Consider the following 16,029-nt stretch of genomic DNA (forward strand, 5'->3'; position numbering starts at 1 on the left):
GTCTCTCCAGGCCGCGGCACAGGGCTGCTACCTCGCCTTCGACGGGCCCTCGCGCGCCAACCACGCCACGGGCCGGCGCATGCCGGACGCCGTACGGGCCCCGGCCGAGGCGGGCCACGGCGACCGTCTGCTCCTGGGCGGCGGCACCACGACCGCGGCCGCCCGCCCGGTCCGGTCCGGTCCGGTCGCAGTGGCGTCGGCGGGGCTGCCAGGACCCCATGCGCGGATCCCAGCACTCGTCACGGCCGATGCCCCGTCATCCGAGCCGCCGAAGCGATCGTCGCGCGTGCCTCCCGTTCCGTGAGGCCCGCGTTGAGGGCCGCGTCCACCAAGGGTGCGACCAGCGCCGGGCCGATGCCGTTCTCGTAGGCGCGGCAGGCGGCCCAGAAGAGGCGGGTGTTGCGCTGGCCCTCGTGGGCGGCGAGGACGAACTGGACCAGACCCTGGCCCTGGTCGCCGGCCGAGGGATGGGTCGCGGGGTGGGTGGGGCGTGGCGGGGGCAGGAGCAGGCGCAGCAGGGCCGGTGGACAGGCCGCGGGGGCGAGATGGGCGGTACCGGGGGCTGTCGTGTAGGTGCCGTGGTCGGTGCGGGAGCCGGGGCCGACGAGGTAGCCGCCGGCGCCGCGGATGTCGATGCCGGGCGCGAGGCGGCCGGCCGAGTTGGGGACGGCGGCGTCGGGCGGGCCGGTCAGCCAGAGGTGGCGGCCGCCGCTCGGGGTCAGGACGACGACCGTGTCGGGGATCGTGAAGAGGTGGCGCAGGGCCAGTTCGCGCAGGGCCGCCGAGGAGTCCGTGCCCGACTTGGTGTCCAGGTCGACGCCGATCAGGTGGTGGGGCGGCAGGCCGCACGCGATGCCGTAGCCCGTGGCCCAGGGGGCCGCCGCGAAGAGCTCGCGGATGCGGACGGGGTCGGTCGAGGCGTCGTAGACCCCGTGGCCGAACGCGCCGCACTCGCCGTGGCAGGGGGTGGCCAGGGAGTCGTCGTCGCGGTGGGGGGAGCGCAGGGCGGGGAGCTTGGTGAGGGACAGGGGGATGACGGCCAGCCCGCGCTCGGCGGCTGACAGGGCGTGTGCGAGGGCCAGCGTCGTGGCCTGCCGGTCGGTGGTGGCCATGCCTCCATGTTCGTACGTGTGTTCGAAAAAGGGAAGGGGTGGCGGGTGTGACGCGCCGGGGTCCGTGGATTGGCCGGAAAAGTGCCGGAACGCTTCCCCTGTTGTCTCGCTTGACGATCAAGAGTCCGGATCGTCCCGTCATGCTGCCTGAAGTCTCGAAAGGGGTTTATCGACTTGTTCTCACACTTCAGGGGGAATAACCGCTTCCGCTCTGGTTCGCCGGGGATTCGGTGGGCAACTCTGGTCTCGCGACGTCGTGCACAGCACCGGGGCGGTCGGCCAACTGCCCTGCAAACAGCCTCACTTGACGTACTGCCGGTCACAGGCCGGGTTCTGGAGGAAACACCATGGCAAGCATCCGTACCGCTCGCGTCATCGCCGCCGTCTCCGCACTCCCGCTCGCCGCCGCACTCTTCACCGGCGTCGCGGCGGCGGACAACGGCGGCTTCGCGGACGACGGATCGAACGCGGGTGTCGCGAGCATCGTGGGCAGCGGTGTCGGACACGACAACAACGGCAACTCGTCCACCACACAACAGAGTGCCGTCGGCTCCGGGGCGTCGAACCAGAGCAACACGGCCCAGGTCAAGGGCTCCGCGTTCACGGCCGTCAACCAGGGGAACAACAACACGTCCGTCAACTTCACCCCTCTGTGGTGGTGATCAACGAGGGCTGACCGGCCCTGGACCGGGGGGTGCTTCATGGGGGGCGACCCGTCCGCGCGGCGGCGCTTCGGCGCCGCCGCGCAGGCGTGTTCGTGGGGGCGGGGGTTCGGTGGGCGGGGGGATCTTCGTGGGGGTGGTGAGGGGAGGGCGTGGTGGCGGGGGTGTTCGGGTGTGTGGCGGGGCTGCGCCGTGCCGGACGAGTCAGGGGGTTTGCGTCGACGGCGAGAGCGTGTTGGCGGATGGGGTGACGGGAGTTCGTGGGCGCAGGGCAGGGTGTTCGGGTGTGTGGCGGGGCTGTGTCGTGCTGGCTGAGTCGGCTTGTTGGGTCGACGCGAGAGTGTGCTGGCGGATGGAGTGAGGGGGCGTTCGTGGCGTGGTGGCGGGTGTTCGGGTGCGTGGCGGGGCTGTGTCGCGCTGGCCGAGTCGGTGTGTTTGCGTCGACGCGAGAGTGTGCGTGCGGATGGGGGTGAGGGGGCGTTCGTGGGCGTGGTGGTGGGTGTTCGGGCGCGTGGTGAGACTGTGTCGTGTCGGCCGAGTCGGCGTGTTTGCGTCGACGCGAGAGTGTGCGTGCGGATGGGGTGACGGAACGTCCGCGGACGCGGTGAGGGGTGCTCGCGTGCGACGCGGGTCTGTTCAGCTGTGCGGCGACACCATGTTCGCGGACGCACAACAGGGGCGCTCACAGGCGTACTGCGGGAAGATCCAGGCCAGCGGGTCAACCCCGTCCCCGCGCCGCCCACAACAGCGTGTTCGCCCACCCCGCAACAGCCTTGACACCTCACCGGATCTGACGGACAGTCAGGAAATCTTGTGGTCAAGGAGGTTGCCGTCATGGCCGACGATCCGGACACCCTGCCCGCCCCGCCGGAGGCCCGCGATCCCGACACCCCGGCGCACCCGGCACCCGACTCGCCGCCCCGCCTCAAGTCCTACGAAGGACACCCCGCCGCCGTCTCCGCCCCCGGCAAGGACCCCGTCAACCTGCCCATGATCCGCCACTGGTGCGAAGCCCTGGGCGACGCCAACCCGGCCTACACCGGCCCGGAGGCCATCGCCCCGCCCACCATGCTCCAGGCCTGGACGATGGGCGGCCTGGCCGGACACGCGGGCAGGACGTCGTCGTACGACGAACTCCTCGCCCTGCTCGACGAATCGGGCTGCACCTCGGTCGTCGCCACCGACTGCGAGCAGGAGTATCTCCAGCCGCTGCGCCCCGGCGACGAGATCACCTTCGACATGGTCATCGAGTCGGTCTCCGACCGCAAGACCACCAGGCTCGGCACCGGCCACTTCGTCACGACCCGTACCGACGTCCGCGTGGGCGAAACCCTCGTCGGCACCCATCGCTTCCGCATCCTCAAGTACGCACCCGCACAACAAAAGAAGACCCCGCCCTCACCCCGCCGCCCCCGCCCCGTCGTCAACCGCGACAACGCCGGCTTCTGGGAGGGCGTCGAGCAGCACCGACTGCTCATCCAGCGCTGCACCGCCTGCGCCGCCCTCCGCTTCCCGTGGCTGCCGGGCTGCGCGCACTGCGGAGGTCCCGACTGGGACACGGTCGAGGCGAGCGGAGAGGGCACCGTCTACTCGTACGTCGTCATGCACCACCCGCCCTTCCCGGCCTTCGACCCTCCCTACGCCGTCGTACTCGTCGAGCTCGCGGAGGGTGTGCGGATCATCAGCAACGTGGTCGGGACGCCGTACGACAAGGTGCGGATCGGGATGCCGGTGCGGCTCGTCTTCCAGGCGTACGACGGTGATCTCACCCTTCCCGTCTTCCGAGCCGCCGAGGAGGCCACCGTCACCGAGGAGGCCACCGTCACCGAGGAGGCCGCCGTCACCGAGGAGGCCGCCGTCACCGAGGAGGCCGCCGTCGCAGAGGAGGCCGCCGTATGAAAACGGGCGACGAGCTGCCACCCCTCGAGATACCGATCACCCGCACGCTGATCGTCGCGGGTGCGATCGCCTCCCGGGACTACCAGGACGTGCACCACGACCCGGAACTGGCCCGGCAGAAGGGCTCCCCGGACATCTTCATGAACATCCTCACCACGAACGGCCTGGTCGGCCGCTACATCACCGACCACTTCGGACCACGGACCGTGCTCAGAAAGGTGGCCATCAGGCTGGGGGCGCCCAACTACCCGGGGGACACCATGGTGTTGACCGGAACCGTGGAAGCTCTCGAAGGCGCCACCGCGACCGTCCGGATCGTGGGGACCAACCGCATCGGCCACCACGTGACGGGGACGGTCACCTTCTCGATCAGGGACGCCGAATGAGCACGCGCGCGCGTGACCGGCTCGGCGGCCTGGCCGCGATCGCCGGCATCGGGGCCACGGAGTTCTCCAAGGACTCCGGCCGCAGTGAACTGCGCCTGGCCGCCGAGGCGGTCCGTGCGGCGCTCGACGACGCGGGGCTGACGGCGGCCGACGTGGACGGCATGGTCACGTTCACCATGGACACCAGCCCGGAGATCACCGTCGCCCAGGCCTGCGGGATCGGCGAGCTGTCCTTCTTCTCCCGCGTCCACTACGGCGGCGGCGCGGCCTGCGCGACCGTCCAGCAGGCGGCGCTCGCGATCGCCGCGGGGGTGGCCGAGGTCGTGGTCTGCTACCGCGCCTTCAACGAACGTTCCGGCCGCCGCTTCGGCTCCGGCGTCCAGCACCGCGAGCCCTCCGCGGAGGGGGCCGCCCTCGGCTGGTCCCTCCCCTTCGGGCTGCTCACCCCGGCTTCCTGGGTGGCGATGGCCGCCCAGCGCTATCTGCACACCCACGGGCTCACCCCGGAGGCCTTCGGGCAGGTGGCGGTGACCGGCCGCGGGCACGCGGCCACCAATCCGGCCGCCTGGTTCCACGGCCGCCCCATCACCCTCGCCGACCACGCGGCCTCCCGCTGGATCGTCGAGCCGCTCAGGCTCCTGGACTGCTGCCAGGAGACCGACGGCGGCCAGGCGATCGTCGTCACCTCCCTCGCACGCGCGCGTGACCTCCCCCACCGGCCCGCCGTCGTCGCGGCGGCCGCCCAGGGTGCGGGCCGTGCCCAGGAACAGATGACCAGCTTCTACCGCGACGACCTCACCGGCCTCCCCGAGATGAACGTCGTGGCCCGCCAGCTGTGGCGGACCTCGGGCCTGACCCCCGAGGACATCGACGTGGCGATCCTGTACGACCACTTCACCCCGTTCGTCCTGATGCAGCTGGAGGAGTTCGGCTTCTGCGCCCGGGGTGAGGCCGCCGACTTCGTACGCCGGGCCGCGCTCCCGCTCAACACCCACGGCGGCCAGCTGGGCGAGGCCTACCTCCACGGGATGAACGGCATCGCGGAAGCCGTACGGCAACTGCGGGGGACGGCTGTGAACCAGGTACCGGAGGCGGGACGCGTACTGGTGACGGCGGGGACGGGGGTGCCCACGTCCGGGCTGGTGCTCACCGTGGAGGGGTAACCCTCAGGGGTGATCCCGCAGTAGACGTGCCCTCCTTGTCCACCTTCAGGAGGTGCAGTCAGCCCCACCTCTACAACCTGAGGGGGAGTCCGCTTCGGGACCTGTGGCCGATGAGCGGGAGCGGTCGCGAATCTAGCGTGGAGCCATGACCACACCCGTCTGCACCAGCGCTTCGAAGGCCGCCGTACCGGCGACGCAGACCCTCGCGTACCCCTCGTTCGCCTCGTACGTGAAGGCCCGCCAGCCGGTGCTGCTGCGTACCGCCCGGTCGCTGACCGCGAACCCGAGCGACGCGGAGGACCTGCTGCAGACCGCCCTGACCAAGACCTACGTCGCCTGGGAGCGCATCGAGGACCACCGGGCCCTCGACGGCTATGTGCGCCGAGCCCTGCTGAACACGCGCACCTCGCAGTGGCGCAAGCGCAAGGTCGACGAGTTCGCGACCGACGAGATCCCCGAGCCCGAACCGGTGCCCGGCGACGACGACCCCGCCGAGCAGCAGGCGCTGCACGACGCGATGTGGCGGGCGATCATGAAGCTGCCGGCCCGGCAGCGGGCGATGGTCGTCCTCAGGTACTACGAGGACCTCAGCGAGGTGCAGACGGCCGAGGTGCTCGGCGTCTCCGTCGGGACCGTGAAGTCGGCGGTGTCGCGGGCGCTGGGCAAACTCCGCGAGGACCCGGAGCTTGTGCTGGCCCGCTAGGAACACCGGGGAACCGTGGGTGACGGCCGGCCGTTGTGAGGGCATCGTGACGTGATCGATCGCCCGGCTCTAGTGACATACCGCGCGGTATGTGCGCAGAATCGGCGCATCCCTTACTACCGCGTAGGCAATGTCGCCCCGGGAGGACGCCGTGCTGAGCACCATGCAGGACGTACCGCTGCTGATCTCCAGGATCCTGACCCACGGGTCGTCGATCCACGGCACCTCACAGGTGACCACCTGGACCGGCGAGCCGGAGCCCCACCGCCGCTCCTTCGCCGAGGTCGGCGCCCGCGCCGCCCAGCTGGCGCACGCCCTGCGCGAGGACCTCGGGGTCGTCGAGGACGAGCGCGTGGCGACCCTCATGTGGAACAACGCCGAGCATGTCGAGGCCTACTTCGCGATCCCCTCCATGGGCGCGGTCCTGCACACCCTGAACCTCCGCCTCCCGGCCGACCAACTGGCCTTCATCGTGGGCCACGCGGCCGACCGGGTCGTCATCGCCAACGGCTCGCTGCTCCCCCTGCTCGCCCCGCTGCTCCCGCACCTCAAGACGGTCGAGCACGTGGTGGTCTCCGGCCCCGGCGACCGCACGCTCCTCGACGGCTCCCCCGCGCGCGTGCACGAGTACGAGGACCTCATCGCCGGCAAGCCCACCACCTACGACTGGCCCGAGCTGGACGAACGCCAGGCCGCCTCCATGTGCTACACCTCCGGCACCACGGGCGACCCCAAGGGCGTGGTCTACAGCCACCGGTCGATCTATCTGCACTCCATGCAGGTCAACATGGCCCAGTCGATGGGCCTGACCGACCAGGACACCTCGCTCGTGGTGGTCCCCCAGTTCCACGTCAACGCCTGGGGCCTGCCGCACGCCACCTTCATGACCGGCGTCAACATGCTGATGCCGGACCGCTTCCTGCAGCCCGCCCCCCTCGCCGAGATGATCGAGCGCGAGCGACCGACCCACGCGGCCGCGGTCCCCACCATCTGGCAGGGCCTGCTCGGCGAGCTCACCGCCAAGCCCCGTGATGTCTCCTCCCTCACCCAGGTCACCATCGGCGGCTCGGCCTGTCCGCCCTCCCTGATGGAGGCCTTCGACAAGCTGGGCATGCGGGTCTGCCACGCCTGGGGCATGACGGAGACCTCCCCGCTCGGCACCGTCGCGCGCCCGCCGGCCCATGCGGCCGGCACGCCCGAGGAGTTCGCGTACCGCCTCACCCAGGGCCGCTTCCCGAGCGGCGTCGAGGCCCGCCTCACCGGCCCCGGCGGCGAGCGCCTGCCCTGGGACGGCGAGTCCGCGGGCGAGCTGGAGGTCCGCGGCCCCTGGATCGCCGGCGCCTACTACAACGGCCCGGACGCCGAACCCCTGCGCCCCGCCGACAAGTTCAGCGAGGACGGCTGGCTGAAGACGGGCGACGTCGGCACGATCTCGGCCGACGGCTTCCTCACCCTCACCGACCGGGCCAAGGACGTCATCAAGTCCGGCGGCGAGTGGATCTCCTCGGTCGAGCTGGAGAACGCCCTGATGTCCCACCCGGACGTCACCGAGGCCGCCGTGGTCGCCGTCCCCGACGACAAGTGGGGCGAGCGCCCCCTCGCCACGGTCGTCCTCAAGGAGGGCTCCACCGCCGACTTCGAGTCCCTGCGCGCCTTCCTCGCGAGCGACGTCTGCAGGATCGCCAAGTGGCAGCTCCCGGAGCGCTGGTCGATCATCGAGGCGGTTCCGAAGACGAGCGTCGGCAAGTTCGACAAGAAGGTGCTCCGCAAGCGCTACGCGGAGGGGGAGCTGGACGTCACCCAGCTCTGAGCGGCACGAGGGGCAGGGCGCACCCGAGGAGTACGGCGCCCACCAGCGGTACGGCGAACAGGGCGCCCCGGGCCGGGACCCGGAGCCCTGATCGCCGTACGGCAGCTGTCACCGCCGTACGGCAGCCGTCACCGCCGTACCGAGGTGGCAGCCCATCCCAACGCCAGCCACACGCCCGCCACCGCGCACACCCCGCCCCAGCCCCACCAGCCGAAAGCCGAGCCGGCGAGCGCCGACGCCGTCGCGCCGCCGGCGAAACCGGCCACGACGTACGCCGTGTTGGCGGTGGCGGGGGTCGAGGTGGTCGTCAGGGCGAGGGTCTGGTTGGCGACATGGGAGGCGACCAGGGCCGCGTGGACGGCGATCGCCGCGACGAACAGCGCCCACAGCGCGTGCCCGCCGAGCCAGAACAGCGGTACCGACACGGCCGCGAGCAGATACGCCGACCGTACGACCGTGGCGGCGCCGAAGCGGTCCACGAACCCGCCGGCCAGCGGCGCCACGACGCTCGCGGCCAGCCCGAAGAGGCCGAAGAGCCCGGCGGTCGCGGTCGACAGGCCGTAGGACGGGCCGGTCAGCAGGAGGGCCAGCGAGGTCCACAGCGCGCTCCAGGCGCCGTACATCCCCGCCTGGCGCACGCACGCGCGCCACAGGTCGGGCGAGCGGCGGACGACGGACGGCAGGGTGGTCAGGCCCGAGAAGAGCGGGCCGGAGCGGCGCGTGCGTTCCGCCGGCAGGGCGTACGCCGTCGCGAGCCCGAGTACGGCCGTCAGGGCGGCCGCGCCCACGAACACCACCCGCCAGCCGAAGGCCTGTCCGATCAGCCCGCCGAGCACCCGGGCCGCGACGATCCCCGTGAACAGGCCCGCGATGACGGCCGCGACATGGCGGGCCCGGCGGTCGGCGGGGGCCCGCTGGGCGACCAGCGGGACCAGCAGCTGGGGGACGACGGTGGCCGCGGAGGCGACCAGGACGGCGGCCGCCAGGGCGGTGGTGCCGGTGGCGAGCGCGGCGGCGGTCAGGGCCGCGGTGGTCACGAGCGAGAGGACGGCGACCAGGCGCCGCCGGTTCACAGTGTCGCCCAGCGGGGCGAAGACGAGCAGGCCGAAGGCGTAGCCGAACTGCGCGACCGAGGCGACCCAGGCCACCGCGGAGGGGGTCGAGCCGTAGTCGCGGGCGATGAGGGGGAGCAACGGGGCCGCGAGGTAGATGTTGGCGGCCGTGACGGCGGTGCAGACGGCGATGAGGACGAGGAGGAGCGAGCCCGCGCGCCGGGCGGGGGCCTGCGTGGACCGTCCGGTGGTGACGCTTGCTGTCGGCATGACCGGGGGACCCTTCGAGTCAGGTCTAACAACTAACTGGTTGGTTGGTCGAATGGCTCAACAGTCTGGGAGAGCCCCTCATTCCCTGTCAACCAAATAGTTGGTTACTGGCTCGGCTGCGCCTACCCTGGCCCCATGGCAGCAACCAGGGACCCCGAGGCCACCCGAGCCCGGATCTTCGAGGCGGCGGTCGCCGAGTTCGCCCGCCACGGCATCGCGGGGGCCCGCATCGACCGCATCGCGACGCAGGCCAAGGCCAACAAGCAGCTGATCTACGCCTACTTCGGCAACAAGGCGGAGCTGTTCACGAAGGTGCTGGGCAAGGCCATGCTCGATCTCGCGGTCGCCGTCCCGGTCGACCCGGACGACATCGAGAACTGGATCGACCGTCTCATGGACTACCACGAGGCCCATCCCGAGGTGCTGCGGCTGCTCTTCTGGGAGGGCCTGGAGTACGGCGCGACCGCCGAGCTGCCGGACGAGGCCGAACGCCAGGAGCACTACCGCCACAAGGTCGCGACGCTCCGGGACGGCCAGGAGCGGGGTGTCGTCACCGACGCGATCCCGCCCCGCGACCTGCTGTTCCTGCTGATCGCGGTGGCCAACTGGGCAGCGGTGGTCCCGCAGATGAAGCGGATCCTGGTAGGCGGCGAGCCCGCGGACCGGGACCGGCTCCGGGCGTCGGTGCGGGAGGCGGCGAGGCGGCTGGTAGCGCCCCGATAGCGGCACGGACCGTATCGCTGTGCGGCCCCGCCGCACGGGCGCGGCTGGTGACCTCGGTCCTGCGGGTGCGGCTGGTGACCTCGGACCTGCGGGCGTGGCCGGTCACCACGCAGCCGCGGGCGCGACCGGTCACCGCGGACCCGCAGGCGCGATCAGCCACCACGCACCCGCGGACGGGGCCGGTGACCACGGTCCTGTGGGCGCGGCCGGTGACCACGCAGCTGCGGGCGCGGCCAGCCACCACGCAGCTGCGGGCGCGGCCGGTCACCGCGGACCCGCGGGCGCGATCAGCCACCGGGGACCCGCGGGCGGCGGCCAGTGACCACGGACCCGAAGGCACGGCCAGCCACCACGCAGCCGCGGACGCGAGCAGTCACCACGGCCCCGTGGACGCGGCCGGTGACCGCGGACCCGCAGGCGCGATCAGTCACCACGCAGCCGCGGACGCGAGCAGTCACCACGGTCCCGTGGACGACGTCGGCGCCCGCCCCTAGTTCGTTCCGATCCGGGCCAGTAGATCCACGATCCGCGCCTGGACCTCCGCACTCGTCGACCGCTCGGCCAGGAACAGCACCGTCTCCCCGGACGCCAGCCGCGGCAGATCCGCCTGATCCACGGCCGCCGTGTACACCACCAACGGCGTCCGGTTGAGCTGACCGTTCGCCCGCAGCCAGTCCACGATCCCGGCCCGCCGCCGGTGCACCTGCATGAGGTCCATCACGACGAGGTTCGGCCTGAGCTGTCCCGCCAGCGTCACCGCGTCGGCGTCACTCGCGGCCCGTGCGACCTGCATCCCCCGCCGCTCCAGCGTCGCGGTCAGCGCCAGCGCGATCTCCGCGTGCTCCTCGATCAGCAGCACACGCGGCGGGTGCTGCTCGCTGTCCCGCGGCGCCAGCGCCTTCAGCAGTACGGCGGGATCGGCGCCGTACGCCGCCTCCCGTGAGGCCTGCCCGAGCCCGGCGGTCACCATGATCGGCACCTCGGACGCCACCGCCGCCTGCCTGAGCGACTGGAGCGCGGTCCGCGTGATCGGCCCGGTCAGCGGGTCCACGAACAGCGCGGCGGGGAAGGCCGCGATCTGCGCGTCGACCTCCTCGCGGGACTGCACGATGACCGGACGGTACCCACGGTCGCTGAGCGCCTGCTGGGTCGTCACGTCCGGCGCGGGCCACACCAGCAGCCGCCGCGGGTTGTCCAGCGGCTCCGGGGGCAGTTCGTCGTCCATCGGCTGCGGTCGCGGGGTGTCCGGGATCTCGACGGCCCCACCGGGACCGTCCAACGGCTCGGGCCCCTCGGCGGCGTTCTCGTCCGGTGCCCCTATGGCGTACGACCGCCCGGCCGCCTCGGTGGCGTGCGCGAGCCGCGACTGCCCGGCCGACGACGGCTGCGGTGCCTGCGCCGGTACGGACACGGCCTGCTCGGCCGCCGGATGCGTCCCCGGCTCCGGGACCGCGGCGGCAGCGGGGTCGGGCCGGGTGCCGAGCTTGCGCCGCCGCCCCGACCCACTGGACTGGTGCGGGGGAGGCGTGGCCGTCCCCGGCTGCTGCACCTGGGCCGCCTGCCGGGTGAACGGAACCCCTTGACCGAGGGTCCGCACGCTGAACGCCCGGCCCTGCGTGGAGTTCGGGTCGACGGGCGCGGCGGGTGCCACCGCGGCCTCGGCGGGCAGCGGCTGCGCCGCCTGCGGCGTGCCGGGCGGCGGAGTGGGCTGACCGGCTGCGGGGACCTGCGCGGGCTGGGGCGCGAGCTGGTTCGGGGGTACGGCCGCGGCGGCGCCGTTCGCCGGTACGGGGGTGTCGGCGCCGGGGGCGTCGTGGCTGCCGGGCCAGGGCTGGGAAGCGGGCGCGGCCGGTCCCGGCGCCGGTACCTGTGCCGCTGCCTGCGGCTGGGGTGCCTCGGCGGGGAGGGGCAGGCCGGGGGCCGGTACGGGCTGGGCCGGGGCCGCGGGGAGCGGCGAGGCCGGGGCGGGTGCGGTCTGCGGGATCAGGCCGGCCTGTCCGGTCCCGTTCTGCACGGGCACACCCGGGAACCGGGCCGCCGGCACCGCGCCGGGGACCTGCTGGGCAGGGGCCGTAGGAACTCCCACGGGCACGGGCCGGTCGGGGACGGCTGCCTGGACACCCTGTCCGGCCTGGGCCGGGACTCCCTGCGCGGGCGTACCGACGGTCGCCTCCGCGGGCTGCGCCACGGCCCGTCGACGGCGGCCCGTCGGCGCGTTGGTGGGGTGCGGCTGCGGCGGGGTGTGGTCGTCGGCCTGGTCGTGAGGCACGGCGTCGTGCCGACCCTCGTCGCCGTGGACGTCGGCGGGGTGGGGCTGTGCGAGGCCGTTGGCGGGAACGGGGGCGGCCGGGACCTGCCCCGGAGCCTGGATCGGACCGGGCACCTGCGCGTCGGCAGGGAGCTGGGCGTGACCCGGGGCCGGAAGCTGGTTAGGAATCTGGCCCGGCAGCTGTCCTTGAGCGGGCACCTGGCCCTGACCGGGCACGTGTCCTTGAGCGGGTACCGGTACCTGACCGGGCACCGGCACCTGTCCAGGAAGGTGCCCCTGTCCCGCGACCTGCCCCTGAGCCTGGCCCGGGATCTGCCTCGGCACCGCAGCCGGCCCCTGCCCCTGTCCTTGCCCCTGCCCCAGTCCGGGGACCTGGCCCGGAGCCGGTGCCTGGGCCAGCCCTGCCGGGGCCGTGCCGTCGGCCGGTCGGTCCGCATCGGCGGGCGGGAGGGCGAACACCGAGCGGGGGGCGGCCTCCTGCGCCGCCGCGCGCTCCGAAGCGGCCGCGAGGGCACGCCGCCGGCGCCCGTCCTGCTGCGGTGTGCCCTCGCCGGACGGACCCTGCCCGGCGATCTCGAGCTGCCCCTGCGGCCGTCCCGCTTCGGCGGAGCCGCCCGCGGGCAACGCCGCGGGCAGCGCGTGCTGTTCGCCGCCGTCGTGCCGGGCCCGACCTCCGGCCGGCACGGGCACGCCCTGCGGCGGCACGGTCCCGCCCAGACCGGTGCCCACGGCCGCGGAACCGGCGCCGTGCTCGGAGGCCATCACCACGGCACCCTCGGCCACACCGGCTTCGGCGGCCTCGGCACCTTCGGCGGGCCGCCCGCGGCGGCGTCCCGTACCTCCGGAGCCGTCCCCGTCGTCGCCGGAGGCCTGCGCCGGTACGGACACGGCCTGTTCCTGCTCGGCGGCCGCCCGCCGCCTGCGTCGCCCGGTGGGCGGGACGGACTCGTCGGTCCCGGAGGGGACGTCGGCGTCGAGGAAGGAGTCGGTGGAGGAGCGCCGGGCCCGCCGCCGTCCGCCGCCCTCGGCGGGGGCGGTCTCCCCGGGGGCGCCCTCCTGGGGGGCCGCCTCCAGCGCGGCCGGACCGGGAACCGCGACGGCCCCCGCCCCACCGCCGATGGGCACTTCGAGAACGTACGCGCTGCCGCTCATGCCCGGCACCTCGTGCGTCTGCAGCACACCGCCGTGGGCGCGCACGATCCCGCGCACGATCGGCTCGTGCACCGGGTCTCCCCCGGCGTACGGCCCGCGCACCTCGATCCGCACGCTCTCGCCGCGCAGCGCGGCCGCGACCACGACCGTGTTGTCCATGTAACCGCCCGCGGACACGGGAGAGTTCCCGGTCGCGTCGACCCCGGCCACGTCCGCGATGAGGTGCGCGAGCGCGGTCGCGAGGCGCTGGGCGTCGACCTCGGCCTCGATGGGCGGGGCGTGCACGGCGAACTGGACGCGCCCCGGCCCGATGAGCTCGACCGCGCCGTCCACGCCGGCGGCGACGACCGCGTCGAGCATGACGTTCGTACGGACGATGTCGTCGGCGCCCGCGTCGAGGCGCTGGTAGCCGAGGACGTTGTCGATGAGGTTGGTGATGCGGGAGTAGCCGGCCGAGAGGTGGTGCAGGACCTGGTTGGCCTCGGGCCAGAGCTGTCCGGCGTCGTCGGCGGCGAGCGCGGACAGTTCGCGGCGCAGTTCGTCGAGGGGCCCGCGCAGCGAGCGCCCGAGCAGCGTCAGCAGCTGGTCGTGCCGGCCGGCGAGGGCCTCGTAGCGGTCCTTCTCACGCTCCCCGAGCGCGGCGTACCGCTCCTCGCCGGCGGCGAGTTCCTCGTCGTGCCGCTCCTGGAGCTCCTCCAGCTCGGTGATGTGCTTCTGGCGCAGCGCGGTGAGTTCGGAGGCGTGCTCCTCCTCGAGCCGGTCCAGTTCCTCCGCGTGGGCCTTCTCGGCGGTGGACTTCTCGTCGGCGAGCGCGTCGTAGGGCCGCCGGTCGGTGAAGGTGAGGACGGCGCCGACGAGCTGGTCGCCGTCGCGCACGGGCGCGGTCGTCAGGTCGACCGGGACCTTCTCGCCCTTCTTGGACCACAGCACCTGCCCGCGCACCCGGTGCTTGCGCCCGGAGCGCAGGGTGTCGGCGAGCGGGGACTCCTCGTACGCGAAGGGGGTGCCGTCGGCGCGGGAGTGCAGGATGAGGTCGTGGAGCTCGCGGCCGCCGAGGTCGCTGGCCCGGTAACCCAGTATCTGAGCGGCGGCCGGGTTGACGAGCACGATCCGCCCGTCGGTGTCGGTGCCCACGACACCCTCGGACGCGGCCCGCAGGATCATCTCGGTCTGCCGCTGCGAACGGGCCAGCTCGGCCTCGGTGTCGACGGTCCCCGTCAGATCCCGTACGACGAGCATGAGCAGCTCGTCACTGCTGTAGCCGTAACCGTCGTAGGCCTGCTGGCCGTTCTCCAGGTTGGCGCTGGTGACCTCGACGGGAAACTCACTGCCGTCGGTCCGCCGCGCCATCATCCGGGCCGGCTTGGTCCGCCCGCGCGGGTCCATGTGATCGGGCCGACGCATGGAGCCCGGGATGAGCCGAGAGTCGAACTGCGGCAGCAGATCGAGCAGGCCCCGCCCCACGAGAGCCGTCCCCGGCGCCTCGAACGCCTCCAGGGCGATGGTGTTGGCGTTGACGACGGTCCCATTGGCGTTGACCAGCACCAACGCGTCGGGAAGCGCGTCGAGTATGGCTGCGAGGCGAGCAGCGCCTCGGGATGGCCTGCTGCTCACGAGACGCTTCCTCCCTGTTACCGCACCTTGCCGACCGCTCGGGCCATCTTGCCAAGGGGCCCGCGACGTGTCACGCGAGGGAGTCTAAGCGCAGCGCCTGCGCGGGGGTGCCGGATGAGAGGGAGGTCGCACGACGAAGTGAAGTAGAACGTGTGACCGCCTCTCGGGGGGCTAGGTGCCCATGCTGGGCAGGAGCGGCACGAACCGGTCCCAGCGGGCGGTCTCACACCCGTTGCTCCGGTCGAACCGGGCATCCACGGGGCGCCCGGCCCAGGTGCCCGTGACATGGGCGGTGGCGGGACCGCCGTAGAGCATCGTGCAGACGCTGCCCTCGGGGACCGGGGCGAAGGTGTCGCGCCCCCAGCGGGTCATCCGGTCCAGACCGGCGCACGAGCCCGCGGGATCGGGGTGGGTACCGCGCGCGGGATGACAGTCGACCTCGTAGATCCTTTCGGCCCGGTCGGCGCCGCTGCCGGTGTCCCGGACGGTGACGGTGAGGTGGTCGCCGGTCTCGGTGTACGCCGACGCGGGGACGGGCGCCAGGGCGGCGAGGAACAGGGGGAGAGGGCTCAGCCGGGCGAGCCGGCCGGTCCGGGTGACGTATGACATGCCCTGACTAACGGCGAACGCGTCCGTACGTTGCGCGGAAGCACTTTGCCCTGCGCCCCACCCGCCTAGTACCGTGGGAGCCGATTGGTGGCGCGACCTTCGGCTGTGTCATCATCTGCACGCACCACTCGCGCTCGCGCGGGCGGCTGTGCTGGAGGCGTCGCCTAGTCCGGTCTATGGCGCCGCACTGCTAATGCGGTTTGGGACTTAAATCCCATCGAGGGTTCAAATCCCTCCGCCTCCGCGCAAGATCACCGAAGCCCCGGTCCAAGCGACCGGGGCTTCGTCGTTCCCGGGTAGTTCTCGATCTCGCTCAGATGTACGTTTCCGCAGGTCACAACGGGTATGGCAAACGGATTTCACATGCGAGCGGCAGTCATGTAATGTTCTTCCTGTCGCCGCGAGCGGCCCGGAAGGGCAAGAAACGGCGAGAAAACAGAACAAGCACTCGTAGCTTAACGGATAGAGCATCTGACTACGGATCAGAAGGTTGCAGGTTCGAATCCTGCCGAGTGCACAGCAGACCAGAGGCCCTGTGGAGAGATCCACAGGGCCTCTGGCTTATGCGTTGACGGCAGTCATTGACGGCGACCGTCTTTCGAGGT

Annotated in this window: 12 protein-coding genes, 2 tRNA genes and 1 pseudogene; 11 read left to right on the forward strand and 4 right to left on the reverse strand. The window is 72.6% G+C overall.

Annotated elements, in window-relative coordinates; translation table 11 throughout:
- Nucleotides 1-7 precede the first annotated feature (7 nt).
- Nucleotides 8-184 (forward strand): annotated as a pseudogene (locus D1369_RS43930) (phosphotriesterase); the annotation flags it as partial.
- 55 nt (nucleotides 185-239) lie between these two features.
- On the opposite strand, the gene D1369_RS21025 reads toward D1369_RS43930, so the two are convergent.
- Entirely contained in the window at nucleotides 240-1,112 is an 873-nt protein-coding gene (locus tag D1369_RS21025) for a bifunctional DNA primase/polymerase (protein WP_118082568.1), read from the reverse strand.
- Nucleotides 1,113-1,459: 347 nt separating this feature from the next.
- Between D1369_RS21025 and D1369_RS21030 the strand changes: the two genes are divergently transcribed.
- The 6 genes from D1369_RS21030 to D1369_RS21055 all read left to right on the forward strand — a co-directional run bounded on the left by D1369_RS21030 (nucleotide 1,460) and on the right by D1369_RS21055 (nucleotide 7,735).
- Nucleotides 1,460-1,774, forward strand: a complete 315-nt coding sequence (locus D1369_RS21030) for a hypothetical protein (protein ID WP_007383169.1) — start codon at nucleotides 1,460-1,462, stop codon at nucleotides 1,772-1,774.
- 834 nt (nucleotides 1,775-2,608) lie between these two features.
- A complete protein-coding gene (locus D1369_RS21035) occupies nucleotides 2,609-3,673 on the forward strand; it encodes a bifunctional MaoC family dehydratase N-terminal/OB-fold nucleic acid binding domain-containing protein (RefSeq protein ID WP_037903450.1) in 1,065 nt (354 codons plus the stop codon).
- Entirely contained in the window at nucleotides 3,670-4,059 is a 390-nt protein-coding gene (locus D1369_RS21040) for a MaoC family dehydratase (RefSeq protein ID WP_007383167.1), read from the forward strand. Before D1369_RS21035 ends, D1369_RS21040 begins: the two co-directional genes overlap by 4 nt.
- The gene (locus tag D1369_RS21045; RefSeq protein WP_007383166.1) at nucleotides 4,056-5,222 is read left to right on the forward strand and encodes a lipid-transfer protein; all 1,167 of its coding nucleotides are present in this window, start codon (nucleotides 4,056-4,058) and stop codon (nucleotides 5,220-5,222) included. Before D1369_RS21040 ends, D1369_RS21045 begins: the two co-directional genes overlap by 4 nt.
- Nucleotides 5,223-5,367: 145 nt before the next feature.
- Complete coding sequence (locus D1369_RS21050; RefSeq protein WP_007383165.1) at nucleotides 5,368-5,925, forward strand: SigE family RNA polymerase sigma factor; 558 nt, start codon at nucleotides 5,368-5,370, stop codon at nucleotides 5,923-5,925.
- A 130-nt stretch (nucleotides 5,926-6,055) separates the two neighbouring features.
- Entirely contained in the window at nucleotides 6,056-7,735 is a 1,680-nt protein-coding gene (locus D1369_RS21055) for a long-chain fatty acid--CoA ligase (protein ID WP_007383164.1), read from the forward strand.
- A 128-nt stretch (nucleotides 7,736-7,863) separates the two neighbouring features.
- Here D1369_RS21055 and D1369_RS21060 read toward each other — a convergent pair whose 3' ends face one another.
- Nucleotides 7,864-9,057, reverse strand: a complete 1,194-nt coding sequence (locus tag D1369_RS21060) for an MFS transporter (RefSeq protein WP_007383163.1) — start codon at nucleotides 9,055-9,057, stop codon at nucleotides 7,864-7,866.
- Between the two features lie 135 nt (nucleotides 9,058-9,192).
- On the opposite strand from D1369_RS21060, the gene D1369_RS21065 reads away from it, so the two are divergent.
- Nucleotides 9,193-9,780 carry a TetR family transcriptional regulator gene (locus D1369_RS21065; protein WP_007383162.1) on the forward strand — a complete coding sequence of 196 codons (588 nt, stop codon included), beginning with the start codon at nucleotides 9,193-9,195 and terminating at the stop codon, nucleotides 9,778-9,780.
- Between the two features lie 47 nt (nucleotides 9,781-9,827).
- Nucleotides 9,828-10,274, forward strand: coding sequence for a hypothetical protein (locus tag D1369_RS43020; protein ID WP_007383161.1), 447 nt, complete (start codon nucleotides 9,828-9,830; stop codon nucleotides 10,272-10,274).
- Here the strand turns inward: D1369_RS43020 and D1369_RS21075 are convergent.
- Both D1369_RS21075 and D1369_RS21080 read right to left on the reverse strand, forming a co-directional pair.
- On the reverse strand, nucleotides 10,271-14,815 hold the full coding sequence (locus D1369_RS21075; RefSeq protein ID WP_118082570.1) for a PAS domain-containing protein: 4,545 nt from the start codon (nucleotides 14,813-14,815) through the stop codon (nucleotides 10,271-10,273). The genes D1369_RS43020 and D1369_RS21075 overlap by 4 nt on opposite strands.
- Nucleotides 14,816-14,986: 171 nt before the next feature.
- Nucleotides 14,987-15,424 (reverse strand): SSI family serine proteinase inhibitor, encoded by a 438-nt coding sequence (locus D1369_RS21080; protein WP_007383158.1) that lies wholly within the window; start codon nucleotides 15,422-15,424, stop codon nucleotides 14,987-14,989.
- Nucleotides 15,425-15,577: 153 nt separating this feature from the next.
- On the opposite strand from D1369_RS21080, the gene D1369_RS21085 reads away from it, so the two are divergent.
- Together D1369_RS21085 and D1369_RS21090 are read left to right on the forward strand one after the other, a co-directional pair.
- Nucleotides 15,578-15,668 (forward strand) — tRNA-Ser (locus D1369_RS21085).
- A 200-nt stretch (nucleotides 15,669-15,868) separates the two neighbouring features.
- Nucleotides 15,869-15,941: transfer RNA gene (locus D1369_RS21090), tRNA-Arg, on the forward strand.
- Nucleotides 15,942-16,029 lie beyond the last annotated feature (88 nt).

The organism is Streptomyces sp. CC0208, from assembly GCF_003443735.1.
Taxonomy (GTDB): Bacteria; Actinomycetota; Actinomycetes; order Streptomycetales; family Streptomycetaceae; genus Streptomyces; species Streptomyces sviceus.